The organism is Bradyrhizobium sp. BR13661 (assembly GCF_029892425.1).
Taxonomy (GTDB): Bacteria; Pseudomonadota; Alphaproteobacteria; order Rhizobiales; family Xanthobacteraceae; genus Bradyrhizobium.
The window spans coordinates 245,757-266,644 of the sequence record NZ_JARXWB010000009.1; the positions used below are offsets into that span (position 1 = coordinate 245,757).

At 61.4% G+C, this 20,888-nt stretch carries 21 protein-coding genes; 10 read left to right on the forward strand and 11 right to left on the reverse strand.

Annotation, left to right across the window (positions count from 1 at the left end; all coding sequences use genetic code 11):
• Window positions 1-104: 104 nt before the first annotated feature.
• From oxlT (M2427_RS17670) to M2427_RS17680, 3 genes are all read right to left on the reverse strand, one after another.
• A complete protein-coding gene (gene oxlT / locus M2427_RS17670) occupies window positions 105-1,439 on the reverse strand; it encodes an oxalate/formate MFS antiporter (RefSeq protein WP_280707748.1) in 1,335 nt (444 codons plus the stop codon).
• Window positions 1,440-1,697: 258 nt separating this feature from the next.
• A complete protein-coding gene (oxlT, locus tag M2427_RS17675; protein WP_280707750.1) occupies window positions 1,698-2,987 on the reverse strand; it encodes an oxalate/formate MFS antiporter in 1,290 nt (429 codons plus the stop codon).
• A 246-nt stretch (window positions 2,988-3,233) separates the two neighbouring features.
• The gene (locus M2427_RS17680; RefSeq protein ID WP_280707751.1) at window positions 3,234-3,371 is read right to left on the reverse strand and encodes a hypothetical protein; all 138 of its coding nucleotides are present in this window, start codon (window positions 3,369-3,371) and stop codon (window positions 3,234-3,236) included.
• 280 nt (window positions 3,372-3,651) lie between these two features.
• Between M2427_RS17680 and M2427_RS17685 the strand changes: the two genes are divergently transcribed.
• Window positions 3,652-4,977, forward strand: coding sequence for an Hsp70 family protein (locus tag M2427_RS17685; protein ID WP_280707753.1), 1,326 nt, complete (start codon window positions 3,652-3,654; stop codon window positions 4,975-4,977).
• Window positions 4,978-5,060: 83 nt separating this feature from the next.
• Here M2427_RS17685 and M2427_RS17690 read toward each other — a convergent pair whose 3' ends face one another.
• Window positions 5,061-5,504 (reverse strand): SRPBCC family protein, encoded by a 444-nt coding sequence (locus M2427_RS17690; RefSeq protein WP_280707754.1) that lies wholly within the window; start codon window positions 5,502-5,504, stop codon window positions 5,061-5,063.
• Between the two features lie 151 nt (window positions 5,505-5,655).
• Window positions 5,656-6,093 (reverse strand): DUF2147 domain-containing protein, encoded by a 438-nt coding sequence (locus tag M2427_RS17695; RefSeq protein WP_280707755.1) that lies wholly within the window; start codon window positions 6,091-6,093, stop codon window positions 5,656-5,658.
• A 147-nt stretch (window positions 6,094-6,240) separates the two neighbouring features.
• On the opposite strand from M2427_RS17695, the gene M2427_RS17700 reads away from it, so the two are divergent.
• From M2427_RS17700 to M2427_RS17720, 5 genes are all read left to right on the forward strand, one after another.
• On the forward strand, window positions 6,241-6,798 hold the full coding sequence (locus M2427_RS17700) for a hypothetical protein (RefSeq protein ID WP_280707756.1): 558 nt from the start codon (window positions 6,241-6,243) through the stop codon (window positions 6,796-6,798).
• A 5-nt stretch (window positions 6,799-6,803) separates the two neighbouring features.
• Window positions 6,804-7,049: a helix-turn-helix transcriptional regulator gene (locus M2427_RS17705; protein ID WP_280707757.1), complete on the forward strand. Its 246-nt coding sequence runs from the start codon at window positions 6,804-6,806 to the stop codon at window positions 7,047-7,049.
• A 124-nt stretch (window positions 7,050-7,173) separates the two neighbouring features.
• A complete protein-coding gene (locus tag M2427_RS17710) occupies window positions 7,174-8,148 on the forward strand; it encodes a hydrolase (protein WP_280707758.1) in 975 nt (324 codons plus the stop codon).
• Window positions 8,149-8,170: 22 nt separating this feature from the next.
• Window positions 8,171-9,301 carry an alpha/beta fold hydrolase gene (locus tag M2427_RS17715; protein ID WP_280707759.1) on the forward strand — a complete coding sequence of 377 codons (1,131 nt, stop codon included), beginning with the start codon at window positions 8,171-8,173 and terminating at the stop codon, window positions 9,299-9,301.
• Between the two features lie 127 nt (window positions 9,302-9,428).
• Window positions 9,429-10,313 (forward strand): ankyrin repeat domain-containing protein, encoded by an 885-nt coding sequence (locus M2427_RS17720; protein ID WP_280707760.1) that lies wholly within the window; start codon window positions 9,429-9,431, stop codon window positions 10,311-10,313.
• Window positions 10,314-10,394: 81 nt separating this feature from the next.
• Here M2427_RS17720 and M2427_RS17725 read toward each other — a convergent pair whose 3' ends face one another.
• The 4 genes from M2427_RS17725 to M2427_RS17740 form a co-directional block, all read right to left on the reverse strand.
• On the reverse strand, window positions 10,395-10,976 hold the full coding sequence (locus M2427_RS17725; protein ID WP_280707761.1) for a cytochrome c4: 582 nt from the start codon (window positions 10,974-10,976) through the stop codon (window positions 10,395-10,397).
• An 80-nt stretch (window positions 10,977-11,056) separates the two neighbouring features.
• Window positions 11,057-12,769 (reverse strand): PQQ-binding-like beta-propeller repeat protein, encoded by a 1,713-nt coding sequence (locus M2427_RS17730; protein ID WP_280707762.1) that lies wholly within the window; start codon window positions 12,767-12,769, stop codon window positions 11,057-11,059.
• A gap of 304 nt (window positions 12,770-13,073) precedes the next feature.
• Complete coding sequence (locus tag M2427_RS17735; protein WP_280707763.1) at window positions 13,074-13,334, reverse strand: hypothetical protein; 261 nt, start codon at window positions 13,332-13,334, stop codon at window positions 13,074-13,076.
• 95 nt (window positions 13,335-13,429) lie between these two features.
• A complete protein-coding gene (locus tag M2427_RS17740) occupies window positions 13,430-14,998 on the reverse strand; it encodes a winged helix-turn-helix domain-containing protein (protein ID WP_280707764.1) in 1,569 nt (522 codons plus the stop codon).
• Window positions 14,999-15,158: 160 nt separating this feature from the next.
• On the opposite strand from M2427_RS17740, the gene M2427_RS17745 reads away from it, so the two are divergent.
• From M2427_RS17745 to M2427_RS17755, 3 genes are all read left to right on the forward strand, one after another.
• A complete protein-coding gene (locus M2427_RS17745; RefSeq protein ID WP_280707765.1) occupies window positions 15,159-15,854 on the forward strand; it encodes a hypothetical protein in 696 nt (231 codons plus the stop codon).
• 26 nt (window positions 15,855-15,880) lie between these two features.
• A complete protein-coding gene (locus M2427_RS17750) occupies window positions 15,881-16,240 on the forward strand; it encodes a hypothetical protein (RefSeq protein WP_280707766.1) in 360 nt (119 codons plus the stop codon).
• Between the two features lie 363 nt (window positions 16,241-16,603).
• Window positions 16,604-16,885 carry a hypothetical protein gene (locus M2427_RS17755; protein WP_280707768.1) on the forward strand — a complete coding sequence of 94 codons (282 nt, stop codon included), beginning with the start codon at window positions 16,604-16,606 and terminating at the stop codon, window positions 16,883-16,885.
• 97 nt (window positions 16,886-16,982) lie between these two features.
• On the opposite strand, the gene M2427_RS17760 is transcribed toward M2427_RS17755, so the two are convergent.
• Complete coding sequence (locus M2427_RS17760) at window positions 16,983-17,279, reverse strand: DUF1127 domain-containing protein (protein WP_280707770.1); 297 nt, start codon at window positions 17,277-17,279, stop codon at window positions 16,983-16,985.
• Between the two features lie 223 nt (window positions 17,280-17,502).
• Here M2427_RS17760 and M2427_RS17765 point away from each other — a divergent pair, with 223 nt between their 5' ends.
• Window positions 17,503-19,047: a winged helix-turn-helix domain-containing tetratricopeptide repeat protein gene (locus tag M2427_RS17765; protein ID WP_280707771.1), complete on the forward strand. Its 1,545-nt coding sequence runs from the start codon at window positions 17,503-17,505 to the stop codon at window positions 19,045-19,047.
• A 210-nt stretch (window positions 19,048-19,257) separates the two neighbouring features.
• Here M2427_RS17765 and M2427_RS17770 read toward each other — a convergent pair whose 3' ends face one another.
• Complete coding sequence (locus M2427_RS17770; RefSeq protein ID WP_280707772.1) at window positions 19,258-20,514, reverse strand: hypothetical protein; 1,257 nt, start codon at window positions 20,512-20,514, stop codon at window positions 19,258-19,260.
• Window positions 20,515-20,888: the final 374 nt, after the last annotated feature.

The following is a 20,888-nucleotide window of genomic DNA, read 5'->3' on the forward strand; positions in this document are numbered from 1 at the left end:
CGAAAAATCTTGCGGCAGCAGTGCTGACGCTTGTCCTCCAGCCAAAAAGATAAAGGGGCGCGATGCTGCGCCCCTTTCTGATCGACGTAAAGGCGTGTGGCGGTTCAAGCCGTCCCGGTCTTGGCCCTTGTCTCGGCATTGGCGGTTGCGGTGTCGGCGCTCTCGGCTTCCTTGCCCAGGATGAAGGAGCGGCGCAGCGGCTTGATCACGAACAGCGCCATCAGCGCGGCCGTCGCGTTCAGCGCCACGGCCACCACGAATACGGCCTTCCAGCCATAGGTGGCCGAGATCACGCTTGCGAGCGGAACGAGCAGGGAGGCGGTGCCCTTGGCGGTGTAGAGCATGCCGTTGTTGGTGGTCGCGAACTTCGAGCCGAACGTGTCACCGCAGGTCGCGGGGAACAGCGAGTAAATTTCGCCGAACACACCAAAATACACTGCGGTGGCGAGCACGAACACGAGCGGGACGTGACCATAGGCCGACAGCGTCAGCAGCATGAGGGCTGCGGTGCCGAAGGCGATGAACATTGTGTTCTCGCGGCCAATCGTGTCGGAGACATAGCCGAAGAACGGGCGACCGAAGCCGTCGAAGATGCGGTCGAGCGAGATCGCGAACGTCAATGCCGCCATCTGGAAGCCGGCGAGCGAGACCGGTGTGTCGGCGATCTTGAAGTCGTGCGCGATCGGCGCGATCTGCGCTGCGGTCATCAGGCCGCCGGACGCAACCATCACGAAGACCAGATACATCACCCAGAAAATCGGAGCGCGCAGCACCTGCGGCGGCGTGAAGTCGATCTTGGTCTGCGGCAGATTGAGCTGCTTCTTCTTCGGCGGGATCGAAAGCCGCGGCGGCTGGATGAAGAAAGCGAGCACGAAGACGATCACGCCCTGGCCGATGCCGAAGGTGAGGAATGCATGCTGATAACCGCTCGAGACGATCATCGCTGCGATCGGCACCACCGTGAGCGCCGCGCCTGCGCCGAAGCCGGCAGCGGTTGCGCCGGCGGCGAGGCCGCGGCGATCGGGGAACCATTTCAACGCGTTGCCGACACAGGTGCCGTACACCGCGCCCGCGCCAATGCCGCCGATGACGGCCGCCGTGTAGAGCAGGGGAAGCGAGTCAGCGTAGGAGTTGAGCACCCAGGAGAGTGCGATCATCACGCCGCCGAACATGATGACGACGCGCGGGCCGTATTTGTCGACGAACCACGCTTCGACCGGTACCAGCCAGGTCTCGGTGACGACGAAGATGGTGAAAGCGAGCTGGATCGCGGCGCGGCCCCAATGGTGCGCCTGATCGATCGGATCGACGAACAGCGTCCAGCCATATTGCAGGTTGGCGATCATCGCCATGCAGACGATGCCCATGGCGAGCTGGAGCCAACGGAAACCTGTGCGAAGAGGCGCGGCCGTGACGGCGCCATCCGTGCTGGAAATCATCAACATCCTCCCAAGCGCCTGTCTGGTCGACACGGGCCGCCCATATGACGGAGTGTCGCAAATATTGTGGCTTATGGTCGCAAGCGCGGCCGGCAGCTTGGTATACCATATTCCAGAATGCAAGCCCTATCTTGGCGGCAAGCCCAAGAAAAGTGCAGGGCTTCTTCGGGTTTGCGGGATTCGGGTGCATTCGGGAAACCGAAAACGCCCGGCCGTAAGGCCGGGCGTGCTGCGCGGGATGACGTTGCGCGAGCGAGATCAGACGGTCGATTGCGCGACCACGACCTTGCGCCAGGGCTTGAGCACCAAGAGCGCCAGCAGCGAGGCCAGGATGTTGGCACCGGCCGCCAGGATGAACACGTTGTCCCAATGGCCAGAGGTCTGCTGCACATAATTGGCCAGCGGAACAAGAAGCGCGGCGGTGCCCTTGGCAGTGTAGAGCAGGCCGGCATTGGTGGTCGCGAATTTCGCGCCGAACGTGTCGGTGCAGGTCGAGGGGAACAGCGAGTAGATCTCGCCCCAGGCGAAGAACACGAAGCCCGACAGGATCACGAACCAGATCGGATCGTGGCCCCAGAGATAGAGCATCCAGATGCCGAAACCTTCCATGCCGAAGGCGATGAACATCGTGTTCTCGCGGCCGATCATGTCGGAGATCCAGCCGAAGAACGGACGCGTCAATCCGTTGAGCACGCGGTCGATGGTCGCGGCGAACGTCACCGCGGTCATGGTCATGCCAACAAGCGTCACCGGCACCGCGTCGACCTTCCAGTCGACCGCGATCGGCTTGAGGTTCGCCGTCACCATCAAGCCGCCGGCGCCGACGATCACGAACATGAAGTACATCAACCAGAAGATCGGCTGACGCAGAACTTCCGTCGGCTGGTAGTTGCGCCGCGTCTGCAGCAGCGCGGCATTGGCGACGATGTTCGGCACCTGGCCGGCCTTCGGCGCCAGCAGGAAGAAGGCGAGAACGCAGATGATGATGCCTTGCCCAAGGCCGAAATAGAGGAAGGTGGTCTGGAAGCCGCTGTCCTTGATCATCGCCTGGATCGGCGCGACGGTGAGTGCCGAGCCGGCGCCGAAGCCGGCCGCCGTGATGCCCGCGGCAAGGCCGCGCTTATCGGGAAACCATTTCAGCGCGTTGCCGACGCAGGTGCCGTAGACGCCGCCGGCGCCGATCCCCGCGACGATCATGCCGAGATAGTAGCCGTTGAGCGTGGTGGCCTGCGCGTTGATCGCCCAGCCGATCGCGCAGAGCACGCCGCCGACCAGCACGACGAGGCGCGGGCCGTATTTGTCGACAAACCATCCTTCGACCGGCACCAGCCAGGTCTCGAACAAAACGAACAGCGTAAAGGCCCACTGGATCGAGGCGCGATCCCAACCGAACGTCTTCTGGATGTCGGGGACGAAGAACGTCCAGCCATATTGGTAGTTGGCGATCATCACCATCGCCGCCACGCCGATCGCCAATTGCGCCCAGCGAAACGTGTCGCTGACGCGCGCCGCAGTCGGGGCCGCTGTTGCCTGCACCATGTCCGTCATGAATCCTCCAATGAGCGCCCTGTTTTTCGAGCGAGCGTTGGCGGCATTTTTGTATTCATTATGCCAAGCTTCAAGCGTGCGCCGGCCCGTTGTGCGCTTATGACGCAACCTGTTGATCTGGTCGCGTCAACGAGCCTGATCCCCAATAAAAATGGCCCCGCAGCGCGGAGCCATTCTTCGAAAGTAGGAGTTCGCTGCTTTTACAACCGGCGCGACAATTCGACGCGCGGCGACCTCAAACGCTGCTTACAGGCCGAAGCGGGGGAGATCGCCGTTCTTGTTGGCGACCTCGGCGCTCGCCATCAGGAAGCGGTCGATGGCAGCCATGAGGCGGGCGAACAGCGAGGCGGTCGGCGCGAGCGCGACGGAAGCGGTCTTGGACATCGGATTTCCCTTTCCTGGGACAGTCAGCATTGCTGTCTCATTTCGAAAGTTGTTTTATGTATACCAGATGCCAATGTCCATGCATGCCATTGCATGGCAGCATGCAGCTCTTCGCATTGCAGCATAATGATGCGTTAAGGGGCCCGATCTGGGCATAACGCGTCCAGATGCTGCCAAATCCGGGCTGTCTGCCTGACGCGGTGCACAATCAAAGGTCTTGGCAGCGGCGCGCGGAGCCGTTAGTGGTCTGCCCCCTTCCACCCAACCGTCAGAGTGGTTCATGTCGAGCGCCTCGCCCGCCGTCTCGATCGGCATCGATTTTGGCACCAGCAACACCGTCGTCGCGCTCGCGGCGGACGGTCGCCGCGTCGAGGCCATCCGCTTCGAGCACGGCGGACAACGCCACAGCACCTACGTTTCGGCGCTGTGCTTCTGGGAGGACCGGCCGGGCGCCGGCGCCCAGGCTGAAGGTGGCCCGTGGGCGATCGAGCAGTTTCTCGAGGGACGCCACGTCTACCGCTTCCTCCAGTCGTTCAAGACCTTCGCGGCGAGCTCGAGCTTCAACACCACGCAGGTGTTCCGGCAGCGCTTCAAGTTCGAGGACATTCTGGCAGCATTTCTGCGCACGCTGGCGCGCCATGGCGGCGACAGATTCGGCTTCGAGGCCGCCAACATCACGGTCGGTCGTCCCGTGCGCTTTGCCGGCGGCAATCCCGACGACGATCTGGCCATGCAGCGCTATCGCGCCGCGTTCGAACGCCTCGGCGCGGGTCACGCGCGCTATGTCTACGAGCCCGTGGGTGCGGCGTTCTCCTTTGCCCGAAGGCTCGAGCGCGATGCCACCGTGCTGGTGGCCGATTTCGGCGGCGGCACCAGCGACTTCTCGGTGATGCGCTTCTCGCGCGCCGGCGGCCATTTGCGCGCCGAGCCGCTTGGACATGCCGGCATCGGCATTGCGGGCGACACGTTCGATTATCGCATCGTCGATCACGTCGTCTCGCCGCGCCTCGGCAAAGGCTCGAGCTTCCGCTCGTTCGACAAGGTGCTGCCGATCCCGAATGCCCACTACACCAACCTCGCGCGCTGGCATCAGCTGGCACTGATGAAGAGCAATGGCGATCTGCGCGAGTTGCGTGAGCTCGCGCGCACCGCGCTGAAGCCCGATCAGCTCGAGGATTTCATCACCATCGTCGATCTCGATCTCGGCTTCTCGCTGTATCGCGCCGTGTCGGACGCCAAGATTGCGCTGTCGGCGAAAGACGAGGTGGATTTCCGTTTCAAGGCTGGCGGCGTCGAGATCGGCTCGACCATCACGCGCAAGAAGTTCGATTCCTGGATCGCCGACGACATCGCGCGCCTCGGTGCCACCGTCGACAAGGTGCTGGGCGAAGCGCGCATCACCGCGCGCGAGGTGGAGAAGGTGTTTTTGACCGGCGGCACCTCGTTCGTGCCGGCCGTGCGGAAACTCTTCGCCGACCGTTTCGGCAACGAGCGGCTGATGTCCGGCGACCAGTTCGAGTCCATCGCCTACGGCCTCGCGCTGATCGGGCACAGTCCCGAGCCGGATCGCTGGACTGCGGACGGCGGGTTGAAGGCGGGGGTGTAGAAGGCCGTTGCTGCGGCCATCCTTCGAGACGCCCGCCTTTGGCGGGCCCTCAGGATGAGGCGCGCGCGCCCCGCTTTGGCGCGCTACTGCCTGATCTCCGGCTCCACCAGCCGCGCCAGATTCCGCAGCGATTCCTGCCAGCCGAGATAGCAGGCCTCCGGCGGGATCGCGTCGGGAATCCCGGACTGCGTGATCTCCACCTCGGTGCCGACAAGGACCTTCTTCAGCACCACGGTCACTTCGATCAGGCCCGGCAGGTTCGGATCGTCGAACTTGTCGGTGTAGCGAAGGCGTTGGCCCGGGACGAGCTCGAGATATTCGCCGCCGAACGAATGTCCGTTGCCCGTCGTGAAATTCCGGAACGACATCTTGAACGTGCCGCCGACCTTGGCCTCCAGATGGTGCACGGTGCAGGTGAAACCGTTGGGCGGAAGCCATTTCGCCAGCGCATCGGCCTCGACGAAGGCGCGATAGACTTTCTCCGGGCTGGTGGCGAGAACGCGGTGCAAGCGGACAGTGCCGGGCATGGTTGTTATCCTCATATACTGACGGGCCGAACGTTAGCGTCTGTTGCCCACTCATGCACCGAGGACGAGGGCGGGGCTGCCGATCCGACAATGCAGCGAAGATTTTTGAGCCGCCGGAACCGACGGCTCGTGCTGAGCGACGATCTGCCGCTCATCGCGTCCAGTCTTCACCCGCGCACAAGGTTCCCATGCAGCCCTGGACATTGAGATGGCCCGACGGCAGCAAGGTCACCGTGCTCGCATAGGTCTTGCCGTCGTCGGCATTGTAGATCTTGCCCGACCATTTGTTGCTGGCGGCGGCCTGCATGTCGATGAACAGGGAGATGCCGATGATCTTGCGGCTGCGCAGCGCTGGATTGGAATTATGGTCGTCGAGCTGCGGCTTCCCCGTCTTCTTATCAAGCGGCTCCTTCAGCCAGACGACCCGGCCGCACAGCGCACTGCCGCAACGGCTCACCTTGATCTTCGCATCGCCCGACTGGGTCAGCCAGACGCCGGCGGGATCGCTGACTGTGGCGGCTTTGGCATCTCCAAGCGGCGAGATGGACAACATGGCTGCGAGCACGTGCCGGACGAGGGTGGAACGCATGGGAGCTCCAGATGTAATTAATTATCATGAATTATTTCATGATAAACAATCAATATATCGCGCTTAAGGTTGAGTCAAGCCGAGGGAACAGGCATACTGGCCGGCGGAGATGACCCTGGCATTGCGGAGTGGTTGGAGATGGTTGCGGTGGGGACGTCGGTCCGCGAGGCCCGGCAGCGCTGGTTTCGGCGTCTTGATCTTGCATTCTGGGCGATCTGGGCGGCGCTGCCGATCGTGATATGGCTCGCCTATCGGGCCAACACGACGGCCTCGGCCGCGATCGCGGCGAGCCTCGGCCCCGAGCAGGCGACATGCGCCGGCATCGTCACCAACCCGCTCAACATGTCGCGACTGGGCCAGTTGTTGTTCTGGACGTTGTTTGCGCTTCAGCTCTCGTTCTTCGCGGTGTTGATCGGCATCCTTCACGTCATGGTGCATCGATTCGCACGCGGCCGGATCTTCGTGTCCGAGACGCTTCAGGGCGTGTGGTGGATGGGGATCATTCTGGTGATCTGGCCGTTCATTGATCTGATCACCAGCAATGCGGTGGCTTATGCCTTGCATGAGATCGGCGACATCAAGTTCTTCCTGCCGTCCTACAACGTCGATATCGGAACCATCGCAGGCGGGGTGTTCCTGATGGCGCTGAAATTCGTCATTGAGCACGCCATCCTGCTGCAGTCCGAGAACGAATTGACGATCTGAGGTGAATGCTGGTGCCGATCGTCGTGAACCTCGATGTCATGCTTGCGAAGCGGAAGCGCCGCCTCGGTGACCTCGCTGACGCCATCGGCATTTCGATCCAGAACCTGTCGATCCTGAAGACGGGCAAGGCGAGGGCGATGCGCTTTTCGACCCTCGCTGCGATCTGCCGCGAGCTCGATTGCCAGCCCGCAGACATCCTCGAATATGTCGCCGGCGAAGACAGCGAGGGCGATGCGGGCGAGGGGAGCTGAGCTCGCGCCTCGTGGAGGCTCGTCCGCTTGATTTGGACGCGGACGCCGACGATCGATCCGTCTGAAGCCACAATTCCGCTACCGTCGTCCGTTCAACTCCCGCGCGAAATCGGGGGGACTTGCTTTGCGCAGCACGCTTTGGGCTTTCGCCACCGCACTCTGTTGCCTTGGCTCACCCGCCAGCGCCGCAGGCATTCAGCTTCTCGACGCCGATCCGGCGCTGTCGGGTGCGATCTGGTATCCGTGCGCGGCGGAGCCGACGCATGTCGAGCTTGGCCGTCTTTCGGTTGGCGCCGATTTCGACCTGAAGGGCGCGAAGGATTGCCCTGTCACCGGTGCAAAGCTCCCGCTCGTCATCTTCTCGCATGGAAGGGGCGGGTGGTTCGGTGCCAACCATGACACTGAGGAGGCGCTGGCCGATGCGGGCTTCGTCGTCGCCGCCATCAATCACCCCGGCGACACCACCAACGACTCCTCGCGGCGCGATACGCTGTCGGTGTGGGGATCGCGTCCGGCGGACGCGGTGCGTCTGCTCGACTTCATGCTGCAGGACTGGAAGGACAGGGCGGTGATCGATCCGGCCCGGGTCGGCTTCTTCGGTTTCTCGCTTGGTGGCGCGACCGGCTTCGTGCTGATGGGGACCAGGCCGGATTTCGCCAGGGTCGCCAGCTTCTGCAAGGAGACATCAGGAGCGTGCGCGGAGCTTCATAACGGTGCGACGCCGCCCGAGCCGATCCAGGATGCGCGGATCCGCGCGGCCGTGATCGTCGATCCTGCGCCGGGCACCCTGACGCGGGAGAACCTCGCCGCGGTCAAGGTGCCGTTCCAGTTCTGGCGCTCGCAACTGGGCGGCCCCGGCGTCGGCGACGGCTCAGGCACGGCGCGCGTTGCGGATGGCCTGCCGGGTAACCCGGAGATTCATGTCGTTCTGGCCGGTCATTTCTCCTTCCTCGCGCCGTGCACGCCGGAGCAGGCCGCGGCCGTGCCGCGCATCTGCACCGACACGCCGGCGGGGTTCGATCGGGTTGACTTTCACCGCGAGTTCAACGCGGCAGTGGTGAAGTTCTTTCATCAGCAGCTTGCTGGCGGAGATCAGTGAGCAGCAAAACCGGGAGGCGAGGATGAGGCGAGTTGGCTGGGCCATCAGCCTGCTTGTGCTTCTGCTATCTCCAGCCGCGGCCGATCCCGCGCTGCCGGGCCTTGTTCGGCAAGATCTGATGCTACCGATCACGCTTGCCGATGGCAGTCAGGTCAGGCTCGAGACCATGATCCTCCGCCCGGATCGACCCGGGCGGTTTCCGCTGGTGCTGCTGGTCCACGGCACAATTCCCGGGACTGGGGATGCCCTTCGCGCCGCGCTGGCGCGGGAGACGCCGGCCAGCCTGCTCAATCCGGCTGTCGCGTTCGCTCAACGTGGGTATGCCGTCGCATCGATCATGCGCCGGGGCTTTGGTCGTTCGGACGGACCATTTGCGGAGACGCTGTCCGGACCTTGCGACGACCGCGACTATCTCGCCGTTGCGCGGATCGCGGCCGAAGACGTGACGGGCGCGCTTGCCGCGCTTCGCGAGGAACCATGGGGCGAGCCCGACCGGGTGTTGCTGATGGGGCATTCGACCGGTGGCTTTGCCGTGACGGCTGCGGCGGCGGACAATCCTGCCGGCGTTGTCGGCATTCTCAACTTCGAAGCGGCTCACGGATCAGTCCCGGGGCGCACCTGCAGCCCGGATCATCTCGTGGCGGACGCCGGTATCTTTGGCCGCACGGCGCGGATTCCGGCGCTGTGGATTTATGCGGACAACGATCGCAGCGCGCCGCCTGCGTTGGGTCGTCGCATGTTCGATGCCTATGTCGCCGCCGGCGCGCCGGCCCGGTTTCAGGTCATGCCTCCCTTCGGTGTCGACGGGCACGCCATGGTGCCGATGGGACCCGCGGACATCTGGTGGCCGGCGGTGGAGAGTTTCCTGAATCAACTGCACTTGCCGACGTCAGTGCTGGTCGAACTGCCGTCGCCCGCAGCCATTCCGCCGCCGACGCCGCTCAACGCGGCGTGCGCCGGCTATTTCGATGCGTATGTGAAGGCGTGGACCGACGCCAAGGCCTATGCCTGGAATCGTGAAGGGCATTGCACCTCCGTCACCGCGGCTCAGCGAACGGCCGACGATGCGAAGAGCGAAGCGATGCGGCAATGCGTGGCCGCGTGGAAGGAATGCTCGCTCTATGCGGTGGGGCAGGCGTTGGCGCCGGGGTAGATCGGGCGTTGAGACCTGATATGAGACCTGCCAGCTTGGCATGTGCGCGCGGCCGTGGCATCTTGAGCCGAAGAGATGTGCGGGGGTTATCTTGTACCGACATGTTCTGATGTTATGCGCGAGCCTGGTGGCTGTCGCGAGTGCGGCGAGCGCAGTTTGCGCCGCAGATGCCCAACGATGCCAGCAGCTTGGAAATCAGCTTCGTCTCGAGAAGACCAAGATCAGCGCCACCGAGGTGTCGCTCGCCCTGTTTTCAGCGGCAGACGAGAATTGTGCCGTCCTGGCGGCCGAATTGCTCGACGGTGGGGCTTCGGTCGATGCGCGTGACCGGTTCGGTGCGCGGCCGCTGAGTCACGCGGCGCGGAATGGCCATCTCGAAATGGTGGAGCTCCTGCTTGCTCGTGGCGCACCGATCGATGCCCGGAATCTGGCGGGCGCCACCGCGCTGTACTATGCGGCCGAAAGGGGCCGTGTCGCAGTCGTGCAAAGGCTTATCGAGAGCGGCGCCGACGTGAAGCTGACGGGCCGCAGCGGCCTCTCGCCGGTTGCCGCCAGTGCCTATGCCGGCAACGACACCATCGTCGAGATGTTGATTGCGCATGGGGCCGACGAGCGCGCGCCCGATGAGACGGGAAAGCCGCCAATCGTCTATGCGGCCGCTCGCGCCAGGCTCGATGTCGTCAAGCGGCTGCTTGCCCGAAACGTCGATGTCAACGCGCGCTATGCGCACGATCTCACCCTCTTGATGTGGGCCGCGGGCCCGGACGAAAAGGTCGCCGAATCCGATGCCGTCGAGGTCGTCAGATGCCTGCTGGATGCCGGCGCTCATGTCGATGATCGGGATGCGCGTGGCCGGACCGCTCTCATGATTGCCGCGGAGGGAGGTCATGTCGCGATCGCCAATCTGCTGATCGCGCGCGGCGCCGACGCGTCGTTGAAGGACAGGGGCGGCAAAGCCGCCGCGGATCTCACGACGGTGTCGTCCTTGCGTGAGCGGCTCACGGCGCAGTGACGTCGAGCCGGCGTCCGGGCCGGGTTCGGCGTCGACGCTCTCGCCCGCGACTCGTTCAACGACCGATCTGGCCGGTCAGCGCTAAAGCCCCGCAAAGTATTGAGCCAGCGCGGAAAGATCGTCCGGAGACGTCGCGAGCATCAGATCGGTCATGCCGGGATTGTTGCCGCGTGCCCGGCTGCGGAAATCAGCCATGGTCTTCGCAAGATATTCCGCCCTCTGCCCAGCCAGCCTCGGCACCGTGCTCGCGCCTTGAAACTGCTCGAGATGACAGCTGGTGCAGCCAACCGATTGCTCGGCGGTGAGCGCCCTCTGCGCAACGTCCTTTGGCGGTCGAGGCTGAGCGAGGTTCGTCCACGGCTTTTGTGCGAAATACTCGGCAATCGCCAGCATGTCGTTCTTTTCGAAGGTCGAGACGATCGACTGCATGGTTTCGTTCTTGCGGTCGCCCCGTTTGAAGTCGCGCAACTGGATGTAGATGTAGCCGGCTTGCTGTCCCCAGATGATCGGGATCGTCTTGTCCGCTGGTTTGCCGTCCTGGCCGTGGCAGCCGGCACAGATCTCGACCTTCTCCGCCACGCTCTGCGCCAGGCCCGGGCTCGCGCTCCAGAGCGCCGCAAACATGATCCCGCCCGCAATTCTCAAGACCAAATTGTCGTCCATCGTCTCATTCCGGTAAGACTCAACGGAAGCGGGGCCTCGACCGGCCCCGCTTTGATGATGTCGATGCGATGCTCGGTTCGTCAGTCGAGCGTGAAGGCGATGATGTTGTTGCCTCGCCTGAAATTGACCTGCGTGTTGCCGCCCGCGCCGACCACGATGTATTGCTTGCCGCCGAGCGAATAGCTGGACGGAGGCGCGTTGACGCCCGCGCCGGCGCGGAAACTCCACAATTCCTTGCCGGTGGAGGAATTGTAGGCTGCGAACTTGCCGTTGCCTTCACCGGTAAAGACCAGCCCGCCTGCAGTGGCCAGAATGCCTCCGATCATCGGCTCCGGCGTCTTGACCTGCCACTTGATCTTGCCGGTGTCGTAGTTGACGGCGGTGATGTTGCCCGACTGTTTCTCGCCGGGAATGGCCGTGAAAGCGCCGCCGAGCCACAGCTTGCCGTTCGGATAGTCCGAGCTCTCGACCCGGTAGGTCATCGGCTGATGCAGGTTGATGGCGTAGGCGAGCTTTTGGCCGGGGTCGGTCGCGATCGGTGACCATTCGACGCCGCCATTTGCACCGGGAAGCATCCGCGCGCCCTCTTTCGTCGGGAGCGTCCACATGTTTTCCTGTGGCACCATCGGTTCGGAGAACCGGATCAGGCTGCAATCTTTCCGGTTGTGAACATAGATATGTCCGGTCTTGCCGGCATGGATCACGCCGGGAATCGTCGAACCATTCTTGTCCTTGACGTCCACCAGCACGGGTGGGCTCACCGCATCGAGATCCCAGACGTCGTGGGCGATGTACTGGAAGTGGCAGGCGATTTTGCCGGTATCGAGATCGAGCGACACCAGCGAGTCCGTGTAGAGATTGTCGCCGGGCCGTGACGCGCCGTCGAGGTCGGGGGAGGGGTTGCCGACCACGAAGTAAATTCGGTTCGTTGCGAGATCGACGGCCGGGTTCTGCCAGACGCCACCACCGAGCTTCTTGAAGGGATCGCCAATCTTGGCCAGCTGATCCTTTTCTGCCTGGATGTCGCGGTGCATGTCGCGTCCGGTCGCGTCCTTCGTCGCCCATACGCCGACGGATTGATCGGGGATGGTATCGAAATTCCAGACCTGCTTGCCGGTATTGGCATCGTAGGCCCGGACGAAGCCGCGGATTCCGTACTCGCCGCCATTCGTTCCGATCAGGACTTTATCCTTCACGACGGTGGGCGCCATGGTTTCGCTATAGCCGAGCTCGGGATCGGCAATGTCGGTTGTCCAAACCACTTCGCCGGACTTTGCGTTCAGCGCGACCAGTTTTGCATCCAGCGTGGCGAGGTAGACTTTCTCGCCAAGAACTTGGACGCCTCGATTGTTTGGACCGCAGCAATAGGTCGTTATGGGCCCCATCTTGTGATTGTAGTGCCAGAGCTGTTCGCCGGTCTTCGCGTCGATTGCATAGACATGGCTGAACGACGTCGTGACATACATCACTCCATCGACCACGATGGGCGACGTCTCGAGGGATTCCTTGACCTGCGTCTGGAAGATCCAGGCGACGTGCAGGTTCTTCACGTTGTCGCGGTTGATCTGCTTCGCAGGATAAAAACGGGTCTGGGAATAATTGCCGTTGGTCAGCAGGAAGTTCGTCGCGTCCTTGTCCGCGGAGTTGAGCTGATCTTGAGTGACCGGAGAGATCTTCGCCGCGCGGGCGGGTGACCACTGGTCCGGGTTGGCGACTTCCTGTGCGTGAGTTGGTGTCGCGAGCGCGAAACTAAGGGTGAGCAATGTTGCTCCTGCAATAGAATATCTGTTCATGGCATCCGCCCCATATGTTTCTAATTGTCAGAAGCCGGCATCGTGCGTGCCGGTGTTCCCGCACACTGATCCCGTCGGTTGTGTTTGACAAGGACAAAGCTCGGAGCGAGCGGGGACGCGCGCGGCGAGGTTTGCGATTGCAGGCGGGTGCGTTGCAGCATGGGGCAGGCGGGTAAAGACGGCTTCAGCCAACCAGCCGATTGGTATTGAACGTGCGCGCCTCAAATGGGGCAGTGCCAGCGACGAGATCGTTGAGTGGGGGCGACCAACGCACATCTTGTATTTGCGAAAATGCCCCGAAGGCTCATCGATGACCCTCACCCACGATGTCGCGGGGCAGGATGTTACCACCTGATCGAGCAGAACATCGACGTGCGCGGACCGTGCGCAGCTTCTCGAAGAAGACGCCGGTTTCGCGATCGATTACGCCATAGCGTCGGTCGAACAGGCACAACTCGCCGTCCTCGACGCGGTCGAGGCGCGCCTCGCCGCCGAGCAAGCCCGGCGCAGTTAGCATCAGGAAACGCTGCAAACCGAGGCCGCCTCTGTTGGCGGCCTGTTTCATATCAGGCCAAGCTGCGATGTCGCCTGTGGGCTCGTTGCTGCCGTTGAAGTGAGGGCACTGCATGTCGGCTCACAAGGGCAGTGCGGAAATGTCCATCACCCTTCCGGCACGCCTGCGAGGCGGAAGCCTTCACACGCCCGCTCGAGCCCGGCAAGAAAAGTCGGATTGTCGCTTTGTTGAGCAGTGCGGAAGCGATGGATGGTGAAACCTGAGTTGAGCGCAAGTCCGGTTTTTGCAGCAGTTCGCGCCTCATCGAGGGCGCCGCTCAGGCCCAACACAGCGGCGAGCAACAAATGAGCGAGAGGAAAGTTGCGGTTCGCCTCAGTGCTTCGTCGTAGCCAGCTGACCGCTTCGACGTCCGAACCCAGCTGTAGCTTGGCCACGCCTACAAAAGACGCCCATTGATAGACCTCGATGTCGCGAGGGGAGAGACGTAGAGCCTCGAATATGTGGCCTTCGGTCTCGGCAGCGCGTCCCATATAGAATTTGGCAAAACCAAGGGCTGCATGAGCGCTGGCCATATTCGAATCCAGCGCCAACACATGCTCAAATTCGCGGACAGCTTGGGCGGCCCGATTCGTAAAGATCTGGACCCAACCCCGAGCCAAGTGGGCCGAAGTACGGTTCGGCCTGATCGACAATGCCCTATTCACCATCGCCTCGGCCGCTGCAAGCCGCGCAGGTCCATCATCCGTCGTAAAGCTGGTTCCAACCGCCGTATCAACATTTGCCAGGCCAATCATTGCCTCGACGTTGCCGGGGTCGCACTCCAGAGAGCGTTCGAAGAAGCTCCGCGCTTGCGTTACGCATTCAGGGCTAAACCCCTTCATCAACCAGGCCCGGCCTTGGAAGTACAAATCCATCGCATCAGGGTGCAGCGTACGCTCGGCTCGTCGCGCCTCAGCCTCAATGAGCTGGCGACCTAACATATTGGCGAGCCTGGATACGATTTCGTCCTGCATGTCGAACAGGTCGACGACAGACTTCTCGAAGCGCTCGGCCCAAAGATGGTGGCCGCTGATAGCATCGATCAACTGCACGTTCATGCGAAGCCGCTTGCCGCTGCGTTGCACTGAACCTTCGAGTGCGTAGCGAACGTTTAATTCGCGGCCGACTTGCCTTACATCGACTGCTCTACCCTTGTATGAGACGGCGCTGTTCGGTGCGATGACAAATGAACCAGCGATGCGCGACAAGTCTGTGGTCAAATTCTCGGTTACACCATCGACGAAATAGTCCTGCTCACGATCATCGCTCAGGTTCGCGAAGGGTAGCACGACGATGGATAGGCGCGGCGGCATGTCGCCGGTTCGCTTGACTGAGCCAACCGTCTCTGTTGCGGAGCTCCCGGCTTCCTGCACTGCGCCCACGAAGCGGAAGCCTTTGCGCGGGAGCGTCTTGATCAGGTCCTGTTTCTCACCGGTGTCGCCGATTGCACACCGGGCACCGTTGATGCGCGTCGTCAGCGCGGCATCAGAGACGATGCGACCGTTCCAAACGCCGGCGATGAGCTCGTCCTTACTGACGACGCGTTGCCTGTTCCGGATCAAATAGTTCAGAAGATCGAACACCTGCGGCGCCACAGGGATTGTCTCGGCTCCTCGCCGCAGTTCCCGCCGTTCCGTATCCAGCGTGAAATCCGAAAAGGAGTAAAGCAAATGCATCCTCCTGCGGTACGATCGCGCCCCGTGCGGCTGATATGTAAGCAGACGGTAAGAAGAATGGAAGGCGCCTGTAAAGCGCTTCTCATGACCTTGGCGCATCCTCGTGCGCGGCTGAGCAGTCTGAACTGTTTGCGGATCTCGCGTCACGAGGGAGGATGTCATGAGGCGGATGGCTGCACTGACGTGGACTGCCACTGCAGCGAGGCTCCTGATCTGGGTCGTATGCGTTCTCGCCGCTGCGAACCGCGCCCACGCTCAATGCTCGGCGCGCGATGTGTTGCAGAGGCAGTTGGCGCTCAAGGCGGCGCCCGTTGTCCCGACACGCATGGGTCCGGTAACGTCGGTTTCGGATGTTGCCGAATGGAAAACGATCAGCATCGGGACGTTCCCGGACACGTTTGCTCTCCTCACCGCGCTGAGTGCGATGGGTTGCGGCGTTGGTAACTCGGCTGCGGAGGCGCTTGCCCGACCTTCGTTTACGCTCAGCGGCACCAGAACAGCGGTCACACTTCTGACAGTGACCGCTGCCGATCTAGGCTTCAGGGGTGAGACGGTGACATTGCGGCAACTCTACGAACTCGCGCAGCAACTGGGCTTCGGGCTTGCGCCGCCCGAAATCGCCCCGCAGCTCAGACTTCAATATCTGGACCAGCCCGTAGGTGAGTTTCTCGTCATCGGGATGAACCCGATCCGGACATGGACTGGTGAAGAGGTCATCCTGACCGTCGCAAATGGGGGAGCGGGTCTCATTCTCATCGGCCAGGATGGTCGCGCCGACGCGGAAATACCAGTGACCTCCCGCTTCGTGTTCCTGCGCTCCTTGCCCGTTACGCCAGCTGCGCTGAATCGAAACTGATTTTCCGAGATGGCCGAGGTGACGAAATGCCGGCGATCAAAGCGATGAAGCGCTTGGCGGCTCAAATCTGCCTGCTGCTGGTGTCGACCGCGACTTTTGCGCGAGATGACGGGCGCTATGCGAATTCCCCGCTAAAGCCCTGGTTCGAGAGTCTGCAAAGCGAATTCGGGAAGTGCTGTGAGGACTCCGACGCCTACGTCGTCTCCGAACCGGATTGGAAGTCCGACCACGGACAATATCGCGTGCGCATCGACGACGAATGGGTGCTCGTGCCAGACGGCGCTGTCATCAAGCAACCCAATCTTGCCGGACGGACCATGGTCTGGAAGCACTACATCGATGGACATCCTCGTGTCCGCTGTTTCATTCCGGGCAGCATGACGTGATACGTCGACCACGGTCTAGTGAACCCCGCGCATGATCCAGGATCGCTGGTCTGGTCCACCATTGGGATCGGTTGCTCAGTTTCGTTAACGCAAGCGGCTTCGTCTCTTTGTTGTTGCGGTGCTTACATCCGGACCGCATCCCACGGCCGAGGATATGTCGGCTGTCAGGGGTAGACCGGACCTAACTTAGCCGGGCCAAACCGTCGCGATTGACCCGTTGCAGACCTCGCGGGGAGTTGGCATTGTCATACGATGTTCAAAGACTTGCCTGCGCATATACGTAGATGGTCGCTCTCATTGGCGACCTATTGCATGACATGCATTGGCGCGACCGCCTGCGTCGCCGTGGTGGCCCGGAGCATCATGTTCGAGCAGGTCCCAGCCAACATTGATGCACCCGAGATCATCGAAGCCAACATCTATGATCGCGCGCAGGTCAGCGACGCGCAAGGTCTGCAAGGGCTACTGTTCATCGCACACGTTGATCACGTGATAAAGGGATCGATCAAAACAGACACCGTGAAGATACTTTTGTACGAAGGCTGCCCCCGTGCTGCTGGGGGGCGCGGCATCATTCTCGGCTACCTGCAGAGCGATCCGTTGCTCGGTTCCGTGCTCATACCGAAGGACCACTTAGTCCGCTGATGGCCCCTTCTGGACCTCACCGTGATCAGTTCCAATGTCTGGTGTCCGAGGAAGACCAGAAGGGACTTCAGGCGCGGCAATGCCGCGCTCGCGACCTCTACCGAAAGTCAGTCGGTCCTACCTGGCCGTCCACAGTTGGCAGATATCGCAGCCATTCGCCGGATCGGATGCCTCGCGGGTCAATACCTCGGTGCGAGGCGACGTAGTCGATCTCGCCGCGCGTGATGCCGATATCCATCAGTTCTCCGTCACTTAAGTCGGACAAGGTAGCGCTCAATTTCTGGCGTTCGCGGCGCTCCTGAAAGGCATCCCAACATTTCCAGATGAAGCTTGTGAGATGCCGGGTCGGTACCGATGTCCATTCCAGCCAACTTGTGCCGTACGTCGTGCTCATTGCAAAGTCTCCCTAAGGCGGTGTTTCGTCCACGGCTTTAGCGCTGGCCTGTTGCCAATGTGGTGTCAGGAACCTTCACAGCCGGGCACGAGGGTGCCGCGAGATCGGCCGGCACGCTTGACCTGCAGCTTACATTTTCCTCACCGGCAGCTTATTCTTGCGACTTCTAGCCGGCCAAGGCGCTACCCGGCCGTCGGGGCTCGCATCCAGGGGGATTCGCATCTTGCGCTATCTCTTCGAGAAGTACGCGTTCGACACCGACCGGCGCGAGCTGCATCGTGGGGCGGACGTCGTCTCCGTCGCACCACAAGTGTTCGATCTGCTTGACTACCTGATCCGCAACAGGGAGCGGGTCGTCAGTAAAGACGACCTCATCAACGCCGTTTGGAATGGGCGCAGCGTTTCGGATGCGGCACTGACGACCCGGCTGAATGCCGTCCGAAGCGCAATCGGCGATTCCGGGGAGGAACAGCGCCTCATCAAGACGTTGCCGCGCAAGGGATTCCGTTTCGTCGGACAGGTGCGGGAGGCGCGAGAAGCTGCGGGCCCCAATCCCGGCGATGCGCCCGAGAGCACTCTAGCGGTTCCCGACAAGCCTTCCATCGCCGTGCTGCCGTTCGAGAACATGAGCGGTGACCCCGAACAGGAATACTTCGCGGACGGAATGGTTGAAGAGATCATCACGGCGCTTTCGCGGTTCAAATCGCTGTTCGTAATCGCTCGCAATTCGAGCTTCACCTTTAAAGGCCGAGCCGTCGATATCAAGGAAGTCGGGCGCAGGCTTGGCGTGCGCTATGTCCTTGAAGGGGCTGTGCGCAAGGCGTCGGGGAAAGTCCGCATTACAGGGCAGTTGATTGATGCGGTGACGGGCGCACACATCTGGGCGGACAGATTCGAGCGCGACCTGACAGACGTTTTCGCTCTCCAGGACGAAGTCACGGTCGCCGTTGTCTCAGCCATTCAGCCAAGATTGCTTCAAACCGAGATAGATTTGGCGGCTCGCCGGCCGAACAACCTCAGCGCCTACGACCTTTGTCTTCGCGCACAACACTTCCAATCATGGACGCGGGTCGGATCGGCCGAGAGCCTGCGGCTTGCCTCTCGCGCATTGGAGATTGACCCTCGGTACGGCTTTGCTGCTACCCTTGCAGGGGAATGCCACCTCCGAAATGCACGTATGGGGTGGGCGGCCGATCCAAAGTCGGAAATTGCAGAAGGATTGCGGCTGCTCCGATTGGCACTCAGTATCGACGGGAACGCCACTTTGGCACTGAGTCTGCTTGGCAACGCAACCGCTACCTTTTCTGACGATTACGATACAGCTAGGGAGATGGTGGATCGTGCGGTCGCACTAAACCCTAATTCATCCCGCGTATGGGACCAGCGAGGTTTCGCTTACCTGGTGGCGGGGCAGCCCGACGAGGCAATCCGCAGCTTTGAGCGCCGCATTCGATTGAGCCCATTTGATCCGTTGCTTTTTTCAACGCTTGGAGGAATGAGCGTTGCATTCATCGGTCTTCGTCGTTTCGATGAGGCAGTCGCGACAGCCAGGAAGGCCGTCCGCCAAAACCCGCTTTATCCTTTCGCTTATCGCGGCCTTGCGTCGGCCCTGGCTCATCTGGGACGCGAAGCAGAGGCAAAGGAGGCAGTGGCCTGTCTCTTCAAACTCGAACCCGATTTTCGCATTTCTGAACGGGTGCCGCGCGGCGGCGCATCGCGGCTTCAGTTGTATATCGACGGCCTCCGCAAAGCAGGACTTCCGGAGTGACGCGGCGTGTCCGTCCCGCGAACCCACCGATTTGATCGAGTAGGCCGCGACCGCGATTTGATTTCCGCTCATGGCTCATCGCTGCCGCATCCCACGGCCGAGGATATGTCGGCTGTCAGGGGTAGACAGGACCTAACTTAACCCAGCTAAACCGTCGCGATTGACCCATTGCTGACTTGGCTAACGATCACTCGGACTTAGCGGGCTCGTTCACAATTTTGCGAAGCTGCTCGCCAGTTCGTACATCCGCAGAAAAATGATGTACTCGTCGCGCTCGAATGCGAAGAAGTAGTTGGTGCCCCACTTCGCCAGTTGTTCGCTGATCGCCTCGCCGTTTATCCGATTCGCATTCCGATAAAGGTATTTGGGAGGCCATTGAGGCGCGCCGTCAATTGAGACGATCGAACTGTCGCAAAAAGCAAAGCCGCGTAGTTCCGGCTTAATCTCAGCTGCTGAATAATCTAAACGTTCCTTTGCGTTCATTTCGGCAGGAAGTTCACCGCTAGGCTCCAGCCTGTTGATCGAGAGATCTGTGTGGGCCGGGTAAACGTCGCCTTCAACTTGGCGGTTGAAGAAGATCACTGCGCCGGGTTCGCGGCGGGCCAATCCATTATGCCCCGGAGAGACACCAGGAAAGTAATCTTGGAACCGGTTCCCTTCGATGAGCGGAGGCTTGTTAGGCCCCATAGCAATATCCCAAAGCGGTTCCTGCGTCCGCTTATCAGCAAACCAATAGGCTGGTTTGCTGGACGGCCACCCGGGTGTCACGACATCGCGCACCGCGTCGGAGAGCTTCAGTCTTGAAATACCGAAGCACTGTGTGGCCATCACCCGAAGCCCCGGCTTCCACTTAGGTGCATCCCACATGTTTTTCGGATTGATGCCCAACAACTCGTAAGTGATGAAATTCCTTTTCGCCTCAGTCTCACGCCACGCTTGCCATTCCTCGCGCGTTGCTCGGGTAATTGTGGCACCTAGGAATTTCAGTTCGGAACGCGGGCTGTCGTACGCATCCTCCGACGCGTAGGCTACGCCAGACCAAGGCTCGTCAGCACGTTCGTACGTGACCACGAGCGGTAGTAGCGCTTTTGGGACTTTGCCGTTCTGCGTGGTCTCGCCATTGCAGCCGTCAGGCAAGAGCACTGCGACACCGTGCTGATCTCTTGTCTTGAGCCCGAAGATTGCGGGGACGACGCCAACTTCGACTGTTCGGTCGTTATCCTTGTAGGTGGTGATTTTGACGCGGCAACCGACCACGATGTCGAAATCAAGCGGCTCGCCTTTGTACAGATAGCCGGCCTTGAACCGATAATAGTACCCGCGATCCTCACCGGGCACGGTGACCTGGACCGATTTCGTAAAGCTCCAACGACTGAAGAAGAGCCGAGGTTGCCCGATCAACAGCATAAGCCCCACGCCAAGCAAAACGACGACGATTGCGAAAATCGAACTGGGTAATGTCTTCATGCCAACTTATACGGGTCGATTGCGGTCGGATCGCTGTAGCGGCTTAGCCTCATAGCAAACGGAGGTTGTGGAAGTAACTGGTGACCTGCCATCTTTTGTGGTTTCGTTTTCAGCAATCGTTAGCCATAGATTTGCGGAACTGTGTGCGTAGGAAGGCGACCGTCGTCCGCGGACCGCAAGTCGGCTTATGGCCCGCTGCTGACCTTCACGCGAACCACCGCAGCGTCCGCTGTCCGGCGTAGACCGGACCAGTCCTGAAAGAGGTTCGAGGTCGCAATCTGACCCTGGCTGTGTGAAAAGCCACGAGTCGGCTACGATTCCTCCGTTTCCTGATGGAGGACACGGATGGGACGCTTCGTTGAAGGCGCGGACAG